This window comes from Bacteroides graminisolvens DSM 19988 = JCM 15093 (assembly GCF_000428125.1).
Taxonomy (GTDB): Bacteria; Bacteroidota; Bacteroidia; order Bacteroidales; family Bacteroidaceae; genus Bacteroides; species Bacteroides graminisolvens.
The window spans coordinates 34,232-50,522 of the sequence record NZ_ATZI01000013.1 but is presented as its reverse complement, the minus strand read 5'-3'; the positions used below and the strand labels follow the sequence as shown (position 1 = coordinate 50,522).

Genomic DNA, 16,291 nt, shown 5'->3' with positions numbered 1-16,291 from the left:
CTTTATTGAATTTATATATTTATTAATTAAGAACAAATACAGCGTAACACCTGCACTATTCTTTTTCAACTTGCATAAAGCCTAATTCCAATGGAGTTTTACGTCCAAAGATCTTAACCATGACCTTAAGTTTCTTCTTTTCACTATTAACTTCCTCAATGATACCACTAAATCCGCTAAAAGGTCCAAAAGTTACTTTTACAGTTTCCCCTACAACATAAGGAATATTTAATTCCTCATTTGAATCTTGTAGCTCATCAACTGTACCAAGTATACGATTCACTTCTGATTGTCTCAAAGGGACAGGTTTCTCCGACCCTCCTAAAAAACCGATCACATTAGGAGTATTTCTTAAGTGATGAGAAACCTCACCAACCAAAGCAGCCTCCACTAAAACATAACCAGGCAAATAGCTTCTTTCTTTCACTATTTTTTTTCCATTACGAACCTGATATACTTTTTCAGTAGGAATCAATACCTGAGACACATACTCACCAAGGTCGCTGTTTTTAATATCAGCTTCAAGATACTCTTTAACCTTAGCTTCTTTTCCGCTTATGGCACGTAATACATACCATTTCTTTTCAATCTCAGACATTTAATTCTAATTTTTAATGTGGGTAAATAAGTTTTTCCATTAAAGTCTGGAAACAGGAGTCCATCGCAAAAACTACCAATGCAATAAGTAGGGAAGCATATAAAACAACTACTGCACTGCTAGTTAATTCAGAATACGTCGGCCACGATACTTTATGAACAAGTTCGTCGTAAGACTCTTTAATATAAGCAACTACTTTTTTCATTTCAAAAATATTAGCACGGGAGGAGAGGCTCGAACTCCCGACACCCGGTTTTGGAGACCGGTGCTCTACCAACTGAGCTACTCCCGTGGATAAAAATCAGTTCTCGAGCTTATTAGCTCAAGAACTGATCCATATATTAATTACAGAATTTCAGTAATCTGACCTGCACCAACTGTACGTCCACCTTCGCGGATAGCGAAACGCAAACCGATGTTAAGAGCAACTGGATAGATCAATTCTACAGTGATAGTTACGTTATCACCTGGCATTACCATTTCAGTTCCTTCTGGCAAAGTGATTTCGCCAGTACAGTCCATAGTACGCAAGTAGAATTGAGGACGATATTTGTTATGGAATGGAGTGTGACGTCCACCTTCTTCTTTCTTCAAGATATAAACCTCAGCTTTGAAAGAAGTATGAGGAGTAATCTTGCCCGGGTGGCACATTACCATACCACGTCTGATTTCGTTTTTGTCGACGCCACGAAGCAAAAGACCAACGTTATCACCAGCTTCACCTTGATCAAGAAGTTTACGGAACATTTCCACACCAGTAACAACTGATTTTTTGTTTTCTGATCCCAAACCGATAATCTGAATTTCGTCTCCTACTTTAACGATACCAGCTTCGATACGACCAGTAGCAACTGTTCCACGACCTGTGATTGAGAATACATCCTCAACAGGCATCAAGAATGGTTTATCAACATCACGAGGAGGAAGCGGGATCCATGTGTCAACAGCATCCATCAACTCCATAACCTTCTCTTCCCATTTTTCAACGCCATTCAATGCACCAAGTGCAGAACCACGGATAACAGGAGTATTGTCACCATCGAAATTATAGAAAGAAAGCAATTCTCTCATTTCCATTTCAACAAGTTCCAACATTTCTTCATCATCAACCATATCACATTTGTTCATGAAAACGACCAATTTAGGAACGTTTACCTGACGAGCCAAAAGGATGTGTTCGCGAGTCTGAGGCATAGGACCATCAGTAGCAGCAACTACAATGATAGCACCGTCCATCTGAGCAGCACCAGTAACCATGTTCTTAACGTAGTCAGCGTGACCCGGACAGTCTACGTGAGCGTAGTGACGGTTAGCTGTTTGATACTCAACATGCGAAGTATTAATAGTAATACCTCTTTCTTTTTCTTCAGGAGCGTTATCGATCTGATCGAAAGACTTAACTTCTGAAAGACCTTTTTTTGCCAATACAGTAGTAATAGCAGCGGTCAATGTGGTCTTACCGTGGTCTACGTGACCAATAGTACCAATGTTAACGTGCGGTTTGGTACGTTCAAATTTCTCTTTAGCCATAGCTTTACTTGTTATTTATTTGATTAATAATCAGCACTTACATTTTACTGAGCTGTTACCGGGACTTGAACCCGGGACCTCTTCCTTACCAAGGAAGTGCTCTACCACTGAGCTATAACAGCAAGGAATGAGAGCGGAAGACGGGGCTCAAACCCGCGACCCTCAGCTTGGAAGGCTAATGCTCTATCAACTGAGCTACTTCCGCAATTCTTGCCAGAGATTACACTCGTCGCAATGTGGGCAAAGATGGATTCGAACCACCGTAGGCGTAAGCCAGCAGATTTACAGTCTGCCCCATTTGGCCACTCTGGTATTTGCCCTACATTTGAGCCTCTTGTCGGATTCGAACCAACGACCCCGAGATTACAAATCACGTGCTCTGGCCAACTGAGCTAAAGAGGCATACACTAAAAAAAAGCAACCGTTACGTTCTATTGCGAGCGAAACGGCTGCAAATTTAGATATTTATTTCTTTATCGCAAAACATTTGCGGAGTTTTTATTTATTTCTAAGCTTTTCCTTGTGCTTAACCAATTGCTTCTCCAAAGCCTCAAGCGCTTCGTCAACAGATTGCTCAAAAGAATCACATACTTTACTTGCATAAAACTCGCCATTGGGAACTATCATTTTAATTCCAGCTTCTTTGTTTTCTGCTGATTCAGGCTTAACAACCTTTAGTTGGACTTCAACTACTTTTATATCATCATGAAACCGTTCCAGTTTCAACGCCTTCCTCTGAATAAATGACTGCAATTGCTCCGAAGCATCAAAATGAATTGATTGAATTCTTACTTCCATAATAACCTCCTTTTTTTTATGACCTCGGATGGGCCTGTTTATACACCTTTTTTAGTTCCTCAAAAGTAGAATGCGTGTAAACTTCAGTCGCCGCCAAACTTGCATGACCAAGCAATTCTTTAACAACATTAAGTTCTGCTTCATTATTTAGCATCGAAGTTGCAAAAGTATGCCGCAAGACATGAGGACTTCTTTTCTTCATGCAAACCACTTTAGAAAGAGCTCTTTTAACTATATTATAGACCAACGTAGCATACATACGCTTTCCATCGACAGTTACAAAGAAAGCATCAGTTTGCAAATCATCCAACTGACTTCTTTTTAAAAGATAATCTTCTATGTCTTTTTTCAGTTCTCCTGCAAAAGGAACAAGACGCTGCTTATTTCTCTTACCGGTTACCTTAAGAAGAGACAAACCCAAATCAACATCTCTCAGATTCAAATTTATCAATTCAGACCTTCTGATTCCGGTGCAATAAAACACCTCAATAATCAAACGATCTCTCATAGGCGCAAAACCGTCACCAAAATCCACTTCATCTAAAAGTCGGTCCACATCAACTGGCTTCAGAAACACCGGTAGTTTTTTCTCCAATTTGGGAGAGTTCAAACCACTAAGAGGATTTCGATCCATTTTCTTCAGACGAAGAAGATACTTATAAAAAGATCTCAAAGAACTCAGCTTCCTTTTCACAGAGGCAGCAGAATATCCTTTGTCCATCAGAACAACAATCCATTCCCTGATCAGCAAAGAATCAACTAAACAAGGACTAAAAGAAGTCCCCTTTTTCTCGACAAAAACTCCAAACTGAAGAATATCACATTGATAACTTTGAATCGTCTTATCAGAGTAACATTTTTCCAGTCTGAGGTAGTCAAGAAAAAGATTAATCAATTCCATATCATTGCATCTATAATTACGCAACGAATATAAGAAAGAAAATCAATAATTCAAAAGGAAATCTGAAATATTAATCTTCAACCTGCTGAAGTTTCTGTACGTAAACAGCATGTTCTTTCTTAAGTCTTTTAACCACAGAGGGTTTATCAAACTGCTGTCTACTTCTTAATTCTTTAACTATTCCAGTTTTCTCAAATTTTCTTTTAAATTTCTTCAGCGCTTTTTCAATGTTTTCGCCTTCTTTTACAGGTACTACAATCATTTTAATATTATTAATGTTATGGTTTATAATTCGCTGTTAAATTGCGGGGCAAAATTACACATACTTTCCTTATTCACAAAACTTTCTGCAAATATTTCTTTCTAACTAACAGAATATTATGTATATAGATAGAATATTGGCAGTCTATAATCCATATATTATATGGGATTAATTAAATTATTATCTTTGCAAAACATGTAATTACCTAAATTATACAGTATTACGCAGTATGATTACAATAGAAAAAATAGCCAGACTTAGGGAACAGATGAAACGTCTGAATCTGGCAGCATTTATTATCCCAAGTAGCGATCCTCACTTAAGTGAATATGTAGCTCCTCATTGGAAAAGCCGCGAATGGCTTTCCGGTTTTACAGGATCTGCAGGTACACTTGTCATAACAAGCCATAAAGCAGGCTTATGGACTGACTCCAGGTATTATATACAAGCTGAAAAGCAGATCCAAGGTTCCGGAATTGAGTTGCACAAAGAAGGGCTCCCTGCAACACCTACTATACCAGAGTATCTTATCAGAGAACTTCAACCAAATGAAATAGCAGGCATAGATGGTTCCTTGTTTTCAGTGAATGCAGTCAGATCCATGCAAACAGCCCTGAGCAAGTATGGAATTAAGCTTCACACCAAACACGATCCACTCAAAGAAATATGGAAGGATCGTCCGGGCGCACCAACTAACAAAGCCTATATTTACCCAACGAAATATGCAGGTAAAAGCTGTTCCGAGAAGCTTATACTCATACGAGAAGAGCTTAGGAGAAATGAGGTGGATGCTTTGTTAACCAGCGCATTGGATGAGATATGCTGGACATTAAATTTACGAGGAAGCGATGTAAAACACACGCCTGTGTTCATTTGCAACCTTATCATCACACAACAAAGCGCCCACCTTTTCATTGACCCAGCCAAAAGATCGAAAGAAGTGGATGATTATTTAATAGAGAGCCAGATTCATATACATGATTACGACTCCATTCACAACTTCCTGAACACCCTTCAGGCTGACAATTTACAATTTGATCCTTCAAAAACCAACTACAATCTTTATTCTCATTTGCCATCATCGTGCCAAACCAATGAGAAAGAAAGTCCAATTGCATTGTTGAAAGCTGTTCGCAATACGGAAGAGATCAAAGGCATACACCACGCCATGATTAAAGATGGCATTGCACTAGTTAAGTTTCTTCATTGGCTGGAACAAGCTGTTCCAACGGGCAAAGAGACAGAGGTCAGCATTGATCAGAAGCTATACGAATACAGAGCCAGCCAAGAATTGTTTATAGACAGAAGTTTTGATACGATAGCCGGGTACAAAGAAAATGCCGCCATTGTGCACTACTCGGCTACCCAGGAGAGCGACACATTATTGCAATCCAAAGGATTTCTATTACTTGATTCGGGAGCACAGTATTTTGATGGAACCACAGATATAACCCGAACGATTGCTCTAGGAGAACTCACCGACGAAGAAAAAAGAGACTATACCCTAGTACTCAAAGGACATATTGCACTGTCATTGGCCAAGTTCCCCTCAGGAACAAGAGGAGCACAACTCGATGTACTTGCCAGAATGCCTTTGTGGCAAAACAACATGAACTTTTTGCACGGAACTGGGCATGGCGTAGGACACTTCCTAAGTGTACACGAAGGTCCGCAAAGCATCAGAATGAATGAAAACCCGGTCGTTCTACTTCCTGGAATGATTCTGTCAAATGAACCCGGAGTATATAAAAAGGACAGTCACGGCATTCGCACGGAAAACTTAATGCTAGTAGTTGAAGACGCTGAAGGTCTTTTTGGAACCTATTTAAAATTTGAAACCCTCACCTTGTGCCCAATATGCACCCAAGGAATTATCAAAGAACTACTTACAAGAGAAGAGTTAATATGGCTCAACCAATACCATCAAACCGTATATTCCACCCTATCACCCTACCTCGATGAAAAAGAAGTATTGTGGTTAAAAGATAAAACTCACGAGATTTAAAATTAAAGATATGGCAATAATAAAATCAGTAAGAGGGTTTACCCCTGAATTTGGAGAGAATTGTTTTCTGGCCGATAACGCTGTGATTATAGGAGATGTAAAAACCGGAAAAGATTGCAGTTTCTGGTTTAGCACCGTTATCAGAGGAGATGTAAATTCAATCAACATAGGAAATGGCGTAAACATTCAAGATGGAAGTGTACTGCATACCTTGTACCAAAAATCAACGATTGAAATTGGCAACTATGTATCGGTAGGACACAACGTAACCATACATGGAGCCAAGATCAAAGATTACGCACTAATTGGTATGGGATCAACCGTTCTCGACCATGTTGTTGTTGGCGAAGGAGCCATAGTAGCGGCCGGTTCCTTGGTACTCAGCAACACCGTAATTGAACCGGGAAGCATTTGGGGAGGCGTGCCCGCCAAATTCATTAAGAAAGTCGACCCCGAACAATCCAAAGAGCTAAATGAAAAGATAGCCCACAATTATTTAATGTATTCAGACTGGTACAAATAACTGATCACAGCCAAATAAAAAGAATAGCCTCCAAGTTCAGCACATAACTTGGAGGCTATTTAATTCTGTATTTAGCTATCTTTAGAAATTAATCATCGACAACACCTTATCCGTTGCTCCGGCATTGTTTGTTACATAGAAACCCGCATTGGAACCGGTTTCTCTGTGAAAATGTTCATCTGTCAGAAACCGATCAAATAAAGAACCAAGCTCCTCATAATTACTAATAGAAAAAGCCCCCTGCGCCTCTATCAACTGCTTGGCTTCCATAAATTTTTGGTATTTCGGTCCAAATACAACCGGTATACCATAAACCGCAGCTTCAAGAGTATTATGAATGCCAACGCCAAAGCCACCGCCAATGTAAGCCACTTCACCATACCTATATATAGAAGACAATAAGCCAAAGCAATCAATAATCAAACAGTCGGCCTTCTGAACATTCCGTTCGTCAGCTCTCGTGTACCTTACATAAGGACGTTTTAGTTTTGAAATAATCTCCACCAGATGATTTTCGTCAATAACGTGCGGTGCAATGATCAGTTTCATTTCAGGATGCGTATTGAAATACTCCAAAAACAAATCCTCATCGGGCCCCCACGAACTACCGGCAACCAGAGTAAACGAATCACCTTTGAACTTCTCAACCAAAGGCAATTCCTTTGCCTCCTCCCTAATCTGCAAAACCCGGTCAAAGCGAGTATCACCCACAACCGTTACCTTGTTAATGCCGATCTTAGACAAGAAACGCCTAGAAGCTTCGTTTTGCACAAACAAATAATCAAAATTCTTCAGCACATTCCGGTAAGTACCGCCATACCACTTAAAGAAAATCTGATCCTTACGAAAAATAGACGATACACTATACACCGGAATTCTTCTTTTATTGAGTTCATCCAGATAATTCTTCCAGAACTCATACTTAATAAAAAAAGCCATTACCGGATTTGAAATATCTAAGAACTTCTTCACGTTACGCGGTTTATCAAAAGGCAGATAACAAACCACATCCGCTCCCCTGTAATTCTTACGCACCTCATAACCCGAAGGCGAAAAAAAGGTAAGCAATATCTTATAATCAGGATATTTTGCTCTGATTTTCTCAATTAGCGGCCGTCCCTGCTCAAACTCCCCTAACGAAGCAGCATGAAACCAGATATAACGGGCATCCTTTTCTATTTGTTGGCGAAGCAATTCATAAACAACCCAATGTCCCTTCATCATTTTGCGAGGCTTCCGGCTAAAGGGAGCCATGATATGAACAATCAGGTCGTAAATGCCAATTGCAAGATTATATAACATAGATCTTATTTCAAAATTTCAACAGCGCGTTTCATACGAGAAAGAGTCTCTTCCTTGCCTAAAACCCAAGATATATCAAACATGTGAGGGCCTTTGCCCTCTCCTACTAAAGTTAGTCGGAACGCATTCATAATGTTTCCCGTGTGATACCCTTTGGCAGCAATCCAGTCCATAACAACCTTCTCCTGTCCCTCGATGCTAAAATCCTCGATAGCTTCCAGCACATCGGCCAGTTCGAGCATACATTTAGCCGAATCCTCTTTCCAACGCTTTTTGACCGTTTTCTCGTCATATTCTGTCGGAGCCACAAAAAAGAAATCGCACACATCCCACAGTTCACTGACAAAACTAACACGTTCTTTCATCATTCCCACAATTGTTGCAACCTTTTCAAAAGGCGCCTCAACCCCGTGTGCTTTCAATACAGGAAGGAAAAGCGTGGCAACATCCTCGTTGCTCTTCTTCTGAATATATTGATGATTAAACCAGATGCCCTTTTTATAATCGAACTTAGCTCCCGCCTTGCTGCACCTGTTAAGGTCAAATAACTCAACCAGCTCCTGCATCGACATTAGTTCCTGATCGTTGCCCGGATTCCATCCCAACAAAGCCAAGAAATTGATTAAAGCTTCGGGCAGATAGCCTGCTTCCCGATATCCCGAAGATACGTCACCCGTTTTAGGATCTTTCCATTCCAGCGGGAACACCGGAAAGCCCAGACGATCACCGTCTCTTTTGCTCAACTTTCCATTTCCTTCCGGTTTAAGCAACAACGGCAAATGCGCAAACTCCGGCATGGTATCTTCCCATCCGAAGGCACGGTATAACAATACATGCAACGGAGCCGACGGCAACCATTCCTCACCACGAATCACATGAGACACTTCCATCAAATGATCGTCCACAATATTAGCCAAGTGATAAGTAGGCAATTCATCCGCTGATTTGTATAACACCTTATCATCAAGGATGGAAGAATTGATCACCACATCACCACGAATCAAATCGTGTACACATACATCCTCGTTCGGCTCAATCTTAAAACGAACAACATATTGTTTTCCTTCACTAATGAGCTCCTGCACGCGATCGGCCGACAAAGTCAGCGAATTTGTCATTGACAAACGTGTAGACGCGTCATATTGGAAATTAGACACTTCATTTCTTTTAGCTTCGAGTTCTTCGGGTGTATCGAAAGCAATGTACGCTTTGCCGTTATCCAACAAGATTTGTACATACTTCTTGTATATATCCCGACGCTCCGACTGACGATACGGACCGTGATTTCCTCCAAAGCTTACCCCTTCGTCAAATTGAATTCCCAGCCAGGCAAATGATTCCAAAATGTATTCTTCAGCCCCTGGTACAAAGCGGTTTGAGTCCGTATCTTCTATACGGAAAATCAAATCACCACCCTGTTGACGGGCAAAAAGATAATTATACAATGCAGTACGCACACCACCAATGTGCAATGCCCCTGTGGGGCTGGGAGCAAAACGAACTCTTACTTTTCTTTCTGACATAATTGCTTTTGTATAGGTAAATCGCGGCAAAATTAAGCCTTTTTTTCCGATACTAATGTTTTTTTTTGTACTTTTCGCAAAAATTTCAACGAATATGAGTTATTTGAAGATAAAGAAAAGCTTTTCATACAGAGATTTACTATATAAAGTACTTGTCTTTGCAGGCACAGTAGCACTTATTGTCTATTTTCTTCCTCGTGAAGGGAAGTTCAGTTATCAGTTCGATCTTAATAAACCTTGGAAATACGGCCAACTGATGGCAACCTTCGACTTCCCTATTTACAAAGACGAAGCAGTGGTGAAGAAAGAGCAAGACAGCCTATTGGCTTCCTTCCAGCCCTACTATCGTTTAAACAAAACAGTTGAGAAGGACGCAGTAAGAAAGTTGAAAGAGAATTACAAGAAACACCTCAATCAAATTGTTCCCTCTGTGGGATACCTGCATCACCTGGAAAAAACATTGAAAGAAATCTATGCCAAAGGTATCGCATCAACGGAAGACATCAGTCAAATAAAAAAAGACAGCGTCACCTTCATCATGGTGGTGGAAGACAAACTGGCCAACCAACAACTGGCCGGTAATGTGTACAGCGTAAAGGAAGCCTACGAATACCTTTTGTCTGCCGACACCATTCATTATAAGAAAGAAATTCTTCGTCGGGGTTCTCTAAACGAATACGTTCTGCCCAATCTGAATTATGACAGTGAGAAAACTGAGGCAGCCAAAAAAGAACTCTTAGATAACTACTCCTGGGCAAACGGAGTGGTACAAAGCGGGCAGAAAATTATTGATCGCGGAGAAATCATAGATCAACGTACATATAACATTCTGGAATCACTGAAAAAAGAATCCATCAAACGAAGTGAGTCCATCGGACAAAAGCAATTAATTCTGGGAGGACAAATACTCTTCATCGGAATCCTGATGCTTTGTTTCATGCTCTACATGGAACTGTTCCGCAAAGACTATTATGAGCGAAAAGGCAGTATGCCCTTATTGTTCTCCCTCATCATGTTCTATTGCATCGTTACGGCGCTTATGATCAGCAACAACCTCTTTAGCATCTACATCATACCCTATGCCATGCTGCCCATTATCACGCGTATATTTCTAGATTCACGAACAGCGTTCATTACGCACGTTATCACCATACTGGCATGCTCCATTACACTTCGTTATCCGCACGAATTTATACTGCTTCAACTCACAGCCGGGTTGGTAGCCATATACAGTCTGCGAGAACTGTCACAACGCTCACAACTCTTCCGTACAGCCATACTAGTTATCGTGACTTACATCGTACTCTACTTCTCGTTCGAACTGATAACAGAGAACGACCTGTCTAAGTTAAACCGCAGCATGTACATCTATTTCGTGATCAACGGCATATTGCTACTGTTCACCTACCCCTTGTTGTTCCTGCTCGAAAAGATATTCAGCTTTACCTCCAACGTAACCTTGGTAGAACTCTCAAACATCAACAACAACCTACTCAGACAACTGTCCGAAACAGTACCGGGAACCTTCCAACATTCACTGCAAGTAGCCAATCTTGCGGCAGAAGCAGCCATACGCATCGGTGCCAAAAGCCAGTTGGTACGTACCGGAGCCCTCTACCACGATATCGGAAAGATGGAGAACCCCGTTTTCTTTACCGAGAACCAATCGGGCGGCATCAACCCGCACGAAAAACTCAGTTACGAACAGAGTGCACAAATTGTAATCAGCCACGTAACCGATGGCGTTAAGCTGGCTGAGAAACACAACCTGCCCAAAGTCATTAAAGACTTCATCACCACCCACCATGGCAAGGGAAAAACCAAGTTCTTCTACATTTCATGGAAAAACGAGCACCCCGACGAAGAACCCGATGAAGAACTCTTCACCTACCCCGGTCCCAACCCCTTCACCCGTGAAACCGCCATCCTGATGATGGCCGACGGAGTAGAAGCCGCTTCACGCAGCCTGCCCGAGTACACCGAAGAAAGCATTGGCAACCTGGTTGAAAAGATAATCGATTCGCAGGTAGAAGAAGGCTATTTCAAAGAATGTCCCATTACATTCAAAGACATAGCCATCATCAAAGGAGTGTTCAAAGAAAAGCTCAAAACCATCTACCACACCCGCATCAGTTATCCGGAGTTAAAGAAGTAAGTAAGCCGTCGCAAGCATCCTCTAGTATGTCGAGCACATACTCAAAACCTTGCGCACCGCCATAATACGGATCGGGAACATGATCGGCCTGCATACGAGTGCAGAAGTCGATCATTCGGTGTATCTTGTCACAAGCCTCCAGAGAAGGAGCCCGTTCACGCAAATCATCAATGTTGCGATCATCCATGCCGATGATAAGATCGAACACCTCAAAGTCGTCCGTTTTCACCGGGCGAGACCGATGTATCAGGTTATACCCCCGGCGAGCGGCATGCGCACGCATTCGGGAATCGGGCAATTCCCCCTGATGATAACTCAATATACCGGCCGAATCAATCTCGAACAAATCATTCAACCCCCTCTCTTCAATTAAGTGACGCATCACCCCCTCTGCTGCCGGAGAGCGGCAAATATTACCCAAGCAAACAAACAATATCTTTTTCTTCATAAACATCTACTATATTACATCGGATCCACATCATAATAAATGATAGCCGATTTAAAAAGTTCATTTTGCAACATCGCCAGTCGCGCATCATACAAAATCTCCCGTACCTTATTCATGGAAACATCATTCTCAATCTTCACCACCAGCTTCTTAATGTACAAAGTCTGTATCCTTGCCACCGGCGGTTTATCCGGACCAAGTACCCTGGTACCCAAAACCGTTTTTAACTTACCTGCCATCTCATCCGCCATCTTATCGAGCAACTCACTGTTTTTGTGTTTCATATACACATAAATAAGCCTAAAGAAAGGAGGATACTGAAACATCTGCCTCTCGGCCAACTGTCCTTGCGCCATCTCCTCGTACCGGTTATCAATGACCTGAGCAATCACCTCATGATCCATGCTCTTCGTCTGCAAAACAACCTTTCCCCTTTTATGCTTTCTCCCAGCCCGGCCCGCCACCTGCGCCATTAACTGAAAAGCCCGTTCGTAAGAACGAAAATCAGGATAATTCAACATCGTGTCCGCATTGAGTATTCCCACCACACTCACCCGGTCAAAGTCGAGACCTTTAGACACCATCTGCGTACCAATAAGAATGCGCGTTCTTCCTTCCGTAAAATCAGCAATAATCTTTTCATAAGCCGTTCGCGTGCGTGTAGTGTCCAAGTCCATTCTCGCTACAGCAACATCGGGGAACAACAACTTGATGTCATCCTCAATTTTCTCCGTGCCAAAACCCCTGTGCAACAACTCCACACCCCCGCATGCCGGACAAACCGTGGGCACTTGATACGTGTATCCGCAATAGTGACAAGTCAGCTGATTCATCCCCTTGTGATACGTTAAACTCACATCACAATTCTTGCATTTGGGTACCCATCCGCACGTGCGGCACTCAATCATCGGAGCAAATCCGCGTCGGTTTTGAAACAAAATAACCTGTTCATCCCGTTGCAGCGCATCGGTAATCTCCTTGAGCAAAAGCGGAGAAAACGGCCCCGTCATTCGCTTCTTCCGGTACAACTCCTTGATGTCAACCGGCACAATTTCGGGAAGCTGAATCTCCTGAAACCTCTCTTTTATCTCCACCAAACCATACTTACCCGTTTGCGCGTTGAAATAACTCTCGATAGACGGCGTTGCCGTGCCCAGCAGCGTTTTGGCACCATACATAGAAGCCAATACAATGGCTGCGTTGCGTGCATGATAACGCGGAGCCGGATCCTGCTGTTTATACGTATTTTCATGCTCCTCGTCGACAATGACCAGTCCCAACCTGCTGAACGGCAAAAAGACCGACGAGCGCACACCCAGAATCACATCATACGGCTCATTGCTCAACTGCTTCTGCCAAATCTCCACCCGCTCTGCATCGGGAAATTTAGAATGATACACACCCAGTTTGGAGCCAAACACGCGCTGCAAGCGTTCTGTAATCTGAGTAGTCAACGCTATTTCGGGAAGCAAGTACAACACCTGCTTTCCCTGCGCCAGTGCATCGGCAATTAAGTGAATGTAAATTTCCGTTTTACCGCTTGACGTAACCCCGTGCAGCAAACAAACATTCTTTTGTTTGAAAGACTCCACCACCTCGGCATACCCTTTGCGTTGAAACTCATTCAGCGGATTTAAAGGCAACACATTAGCCAAAGCATTTGTTAAGCGTCCCACCTCAAAATCATACACCTCAAACAACCGCTTGTCAACCAATGCAGCAAACACATTGGCCGAAACATCGGCTTGCTTTAGAAGTTCCTTCTTGGAAACCTCTTTCAACGTTCCCGTTCCCATAAAGGCAGACAGTTCAAGGTATTTCATCAGCAAGGCCAATTGCTTAGGCGCCCTTCCCAGTTCAGTAAACAGAGCTTGCAACTTCTCCTCGTGAGCCACTTCGCTGCACAAGCGAACCCGCACCTCCGTGCGTGGTTTATAGTTTCGGCGTAGCTCCTCCTTCACAAAAAGCGCCCCTTTGTCGAGCAAAGATTTAATGACGGTCAGTATATTTTTTATTCCGCTGTCTTTCTCCAGTTTGCTTACGCACTGCTCATGTTCGGCAGACAGCAAGTCAAGAACCAATTGTTCCTTGGCCGACAAAGGCTGCAACGATTCAAAGTCAGGGTTATATTCCACCATCGTTTCACTTTCCAGCTTCAGCCCCGAAGGCATGGCTGCCTTATAGACATCACCCAGGGGACACAAATAATATCCCGAAAGCCATTGCCAGAACCGATATTGAAGAGGCAACAACACAGGCGAATCATCCAGCACAGCAAACAACTCCTTTACTTCATACTCCGAAGGCGGACAATAATGCACATTGCTGATAATTGCCGTGTAATACTTCTTTTTCCCAAAAGGAACCACCACCCGGCAGCCCGCCTCAACAGACAGAGACAAGTCATCGGGAACGGCATACGTATAAGTTCCGTTCAGTGGCAAAGGCAATATAACATCTACATATTTTTTCATCGTAGAGCAAAGGTACAAAAAAGTTCTTATGTAAAGCAGCGTAGTATCAGCGCAAAAAAATAGAGGAGCCTAAACCCCTCTATCTTCGCATATCTATAAATTCTAAGAATTCTAGAACAAGTAAGCCACAGAAACCTGCCACATCTTTGATTTATAAGATTCACCATTAATGGCATCCCATGCACTAGAAGGACTATCAATCTTCGCCTTTGCCGAATCAGTTAACCCCATGTTGTAGTTAACACCCAACTGAAGATGTTTGAGTAACTTCACACCGGCACCCAGGTTTAGTGACACTTCGGACTTATCATAATCCAGCGAACCTTTCACCGAATCAAAAGTCAAGTCATCGTCAGAGTTCATATTAAAAAAGAAACTGGGACCGGCAGCGAAATAAAGACTGGCCAGACTACCTAATCCAATAGAATACTTCAGATTGATAGGAATCTCAACACCCTGTTGTTTGAAAGTCTTTTCTTTTGAAATTTTATCTTCCTCATAAGAAAACTTCGTTCCTTTTTGAGCATACATCAAAGCACCATCAACACCTAATCCTATAATAGGTATTGTAATGTCTACCATTGGGCCAATAAAAAAGCCGGTATAATTATCTGCATTTCCTTTAGCATCCCATGCATCAGAAAGTGAAGCCGAAGCCAAATTCAAACCGCCTTTCACACCAAACTTAATTTGTGCTTTAGCCGGCATAGCCATAGCCAAACAAACAGTCACAGTAAAAAGAGTAATCCATTTTTTCATAAGTCATAAAGTTTAATATTTCTGCAAAAGTAAGAAATTCTTTTTAAGGAACGCCCTGCGAGCCCCTTTTGTTTACAATGTGAAACACAAAAAAAGCCCGGTAACAAATCACCAGGCTTCGTATTCTTTCTATCTATTGTAGTTTTAATACTCCTCTTCGTTAAAAAAGAAATCTTCTTTACTCGGATAATCGGGCCAAATATCTTCAATGCTTTCATAAATTTCACCCTCATCCTCCATTTCCTGAAGGTTTTCAATTACTTCAAGAGGGGCTCCCGACCGCATTGCATAATCGATAAGCTCATCCTTGGTAGCAGGCCAAGGTGCATCTTCCAATTTTGATGCTAATTCCAACGTCCAATACATAGTTTTACAGTATTTAAAATGTGAATATTATTCCTCTTTTTTTATATTTTCGGCAAAAGTATAATAAAATACTTCATTTGCAACGATTATTCCAAAATATTTCGTCTTTTTTCTCCAGAAAATTAATCCTACGTGATAAAACGAAAAGATAATCGGACAGACGGTTGATATAAGCCAATAAATTCTGATCAATAGTCAAATGATCCGTCAAAGCCAAGATACGCCTTTCGGCACGGCGGCAAACCGTTCGGCACACATGGCAGAAAGCCGAAGCCCTGGCGCCACCGGGAAGTACAAAATTATTAATAGCCGGCAATCCGTTATCGGCTTCATCAATAGCCAGTTCTATTTTTTCCACATCCTCGGGCTTGATGATACTTACGGCATGCAAGTCGGTCTTCTCCTGATCCGTTGCCAGATAAGACCCCACACCAAAAAGCTTGTCCTGCACTACGCGCAGAAACTCGGCATCACCCTCTTCAGTCAGATAAGTAATGAGCACCCCCAAATGAGCATTGAGCTCATCTACCGTGCCATAAGCCTCGAGCCGTGCATCCGTTTTCAACACCCGCGTACCCCCAATCAGTCCGGTACGTCCTTTGTCACCCGTCTTCGTATATACTAAACTTTTCTTCATATCATTGCTT

At 42.1% G+C, this 16,291-nt stretch carries 16 protein-coding genes and 5 tRNA genes; 3 read left to right on the top strand and 18 right to left on the bottom strand.

Translation table 11 applies throughout. From position 1 onward, the window contains the following. Positions 1-55 precede the first annotated feature (55 nt). From nusG to rpsU, 11 genes are all read right to left on the bottom strand, one after another. Positions 56-598: a transcription termination/antitermination protein NusG gene (gene nusG / locus C511_RS0109630; RefSeq protein WP_024996911.1), complete on the bottom strand. Its 543-nt coding sequence runs from the start codon at positions 596-598 to the stop codon at positions 56-58. A 13-nt stretch (positions 599-611) separates the two neighbouring features. After that, positions 612-803 (bottom strand): preprotein translocase subunit SecE, encoded by a 192-nt coding sequence (secE, locus tag C511_RS17550; RefSeq protein ID WP_024996912.1) that lies wholly within the window; start codon positions 801-803, stop codon positions 612-614. A gap of 14 nt (positions 804-817) precedes the next feature. Further along, a tRNA-Trp gene (locus C511_RS0109625) sits at positions 818-890 on the bottom strand. Between the two features lie 53 nt (positions 891-943). Beyond that, a complete protein-coding gene (tuf, locus tag C511_RS0109620; protein ID WP_024996913.1) occupies positions 944-2,128 on the bottom strand; it encodes an elongation factor Tu in 1,185 nt (394 codons plus the stop codon). Positions 2,129-2,178: 50 nt separating this feature from the next. Continuing rightward, positions 2,179-2,250 (bottom strand) — tRNA-Thr (locus tag C511_RS0109615). 10 nt (positions 2,251-2,260) lie between these two features. Beyond that, positions 2,261-2,333 (bottom strand) — tRNA-Gly (locus tag C511_RS0109610). A 32-nt stretch (positions 2,334-2,365) separates the two neighbouring features. Beyond that, a tRNA-Tyr gene (locus C511_RS0109605) sits at positions 2,366-2,448 on the bottom strand. An 8-nt stretch (positions 2,449-2,456) separates the two neighbouring features. Continuing rightward, positions 2,457-2,530: transfer RNA gene (locus C511_RS0109600), tRNA-Thr, on the bottom strand. 96 nt (positions 2,531-2,626) lie between these two features. Next, the gene (gene hpf, locus C511_RS0109595) at positions 2,627-2,926 is read right to left on the bottom strand and encodes a ribosome hibernation-promoting factor, HPF/YfiA family (RefSeq protein ID WP_027318090.1); all 300 of its coding nucleotides are present in this window, start codon (positions 2,924-2,926) and stop codon (positions 2,627-2,629) included. 16 nt (positions 2,927-2,942) lie between these two features. Next, positions 2,943-3,827 carry a tyrosine-type recombinase/integrase gene (locus C511_RS0109590; RefSeq protein WP_027318089.1) on the bottom strand — a complete coding sequence of 295 codons (885 nt, stop codon included), beginning with the start codon at positions 3,825-3,827 and terminating at the stop codon, positions 2,943-2,945. Positions 3,828-3,897: 70 nt separating this feature from the next. Continuing rightward, positions 3,898-4,089: a 30S ribosomal protein S21 gene (gene rpsU / locus C511_RS0109585; RefSeq protein ID WP_024996914.1), complete on the bottom strand. Its 192-nt coding sequence runs from the start codon at positions 4,087-4,089 to the stop codon at positions 3,898-3,900. A 229-nt stretch (positions 4,090-4,318) separates the two neighbouring features. Here rpsU and C511_RS0109580 point away from each other — a divergent pair, with 229 nt between their 5' ends. Both C511_RS0109580 and C511_RS0109575 read left to right on the top strand, forming a co-directional pair. Further along, positions 4,319-6,094 (top strand): aminopeptidase P family protein, encoded by a 1,776-nt coding sequence (locus C511_RS0109580; protein WP_024996915.1) that lies wholly within the window; start codon positions 4,319-4,321, stop codon positions 6,092-6,094. A gap of 10 nt (positions 6,095-6,104) precedes the next feature. Then, positions 6,105-6,617, top strand: a complete 513-nt coding sequence (locus tag C511_RS0109575) for a gamma carbonic anhydrase family protein (protein ID WP_027318087.1) — start codon at positions 6,105-6,107, stop codon at positions 6,615-6,617. A gap of 81 nt (positions 6,618-6,698) precedes the next feature. Here the strand turns inward: C511_RS0109575 and C511_RS0109570 are convergent, their stop codons facing one another. Beyond that, on the bottom strand, positions 6,699-7,919 hold the full coding sequence (locus C511_RS0109570) for a 3-deoxy-D-manno-octulosonic acid transferase (RefSeq protein WP_024996916.1): 1,221 nt from the start codon (positions 7,917-7,919) through the stop codon (positions 6,699-6,701). Between the two features lie 5 nt (positions 7,920-7,924). Continuing rightward, a complete protein-coding gene (gltX, locus tag C511_RS0109565) occupies positions 7,925-9,442 on the bottom strand; it encodes a glutamate--tRNA ligase (RefSeq protein WP_024996917.1) in 1,518 nt (505 codons plus the stop codon). A gap of 94 nt (positions 9,443-9,536) precedes the next feature. Between gltX and C511_RS0109560 the strand changes: the two genes are divergently transcribed. Continuing rightward, positions 9,537-11,597, top strand: coding sequence for an HD family phosphohydrolase (locus C511_RS0109560; protein WP_024996918.1), 2,061 nt, complete (start codon positions 9,537-9,539; stop codon positions 11,595-11,597). On the opposite strand, the gene C511_RS0109555 is transcribed toward C511_RS0109560, so the two are convergent. The 5 genes from C511_RS0109555 to C511_RS0109535 form a co-directional block, all read right to left on the bottom strand. Continuing rightward, on the bottom strand, positions 11,572-12,045 hold the full coding sequence (locus C511_RS0109555) for a low molecular weight protein-tyrosine-phosphatase (protein WP_024996919.1): 474 nt from the start codon (positions 12,043-12,045) through the stop codon (positions 11,572-11,574). The two genes, C511_RS0109560 and C511_RS0109555, sit on opposite strands and share 26 nt — an antisense overlap. Positions 12,046-12,059: 14 nt before the next feature. Further along, the gene (gene priA, locus C511_RS0109550) at positions 12,060-14,519 is read right to left on the bottom strand and encodes a replication restart helicase PriA (protein WP_027318086.1); all 2,460 of its coding nucleotides are present in this window, start codon (positions 14,517-14,519) and stop codon (positions 12,060-12,062) included. 111 nt (positions 14,520-14,630) lie between these two features. Further along, on the bottom strand, positions 14,631-15,278 hold the full coding sequence (locus C511_RS0109545; protein ID WP_024996920.1) for a porin family protein: 648 nt from the start codon (positions 15,276-15,278) through the stop codon (positions 14,631-14,633). Positions 15,279-15,422: 144 nt separating this feature from the next. Then, entirely contained in the window at positions 15,423-15,644 is a 222-nt protein-coding gene (locus C511_RS0109540; protein WP_002558131.1) for a DUF2795 domain-containing protein, read from the bottom strand. Between the two features lie 73 nt (positions 15,645-15,717). After that, the gene (locus C511_RS0109535; protein ID WP_024996921.1) at positions 15,718-16,281 is read right to left on the bottom strand and encodes a cob(I)yrinic acid a,c-diamide adenosyltransferase; all 564 of its coding nucleotides are present in this window, start codon (positions 16,279-16,281) and stop codon (positions 15,718-15,720) included. Between the last annotated feature and the right edge of the window lie 10 nt (positions 16,282-16,291).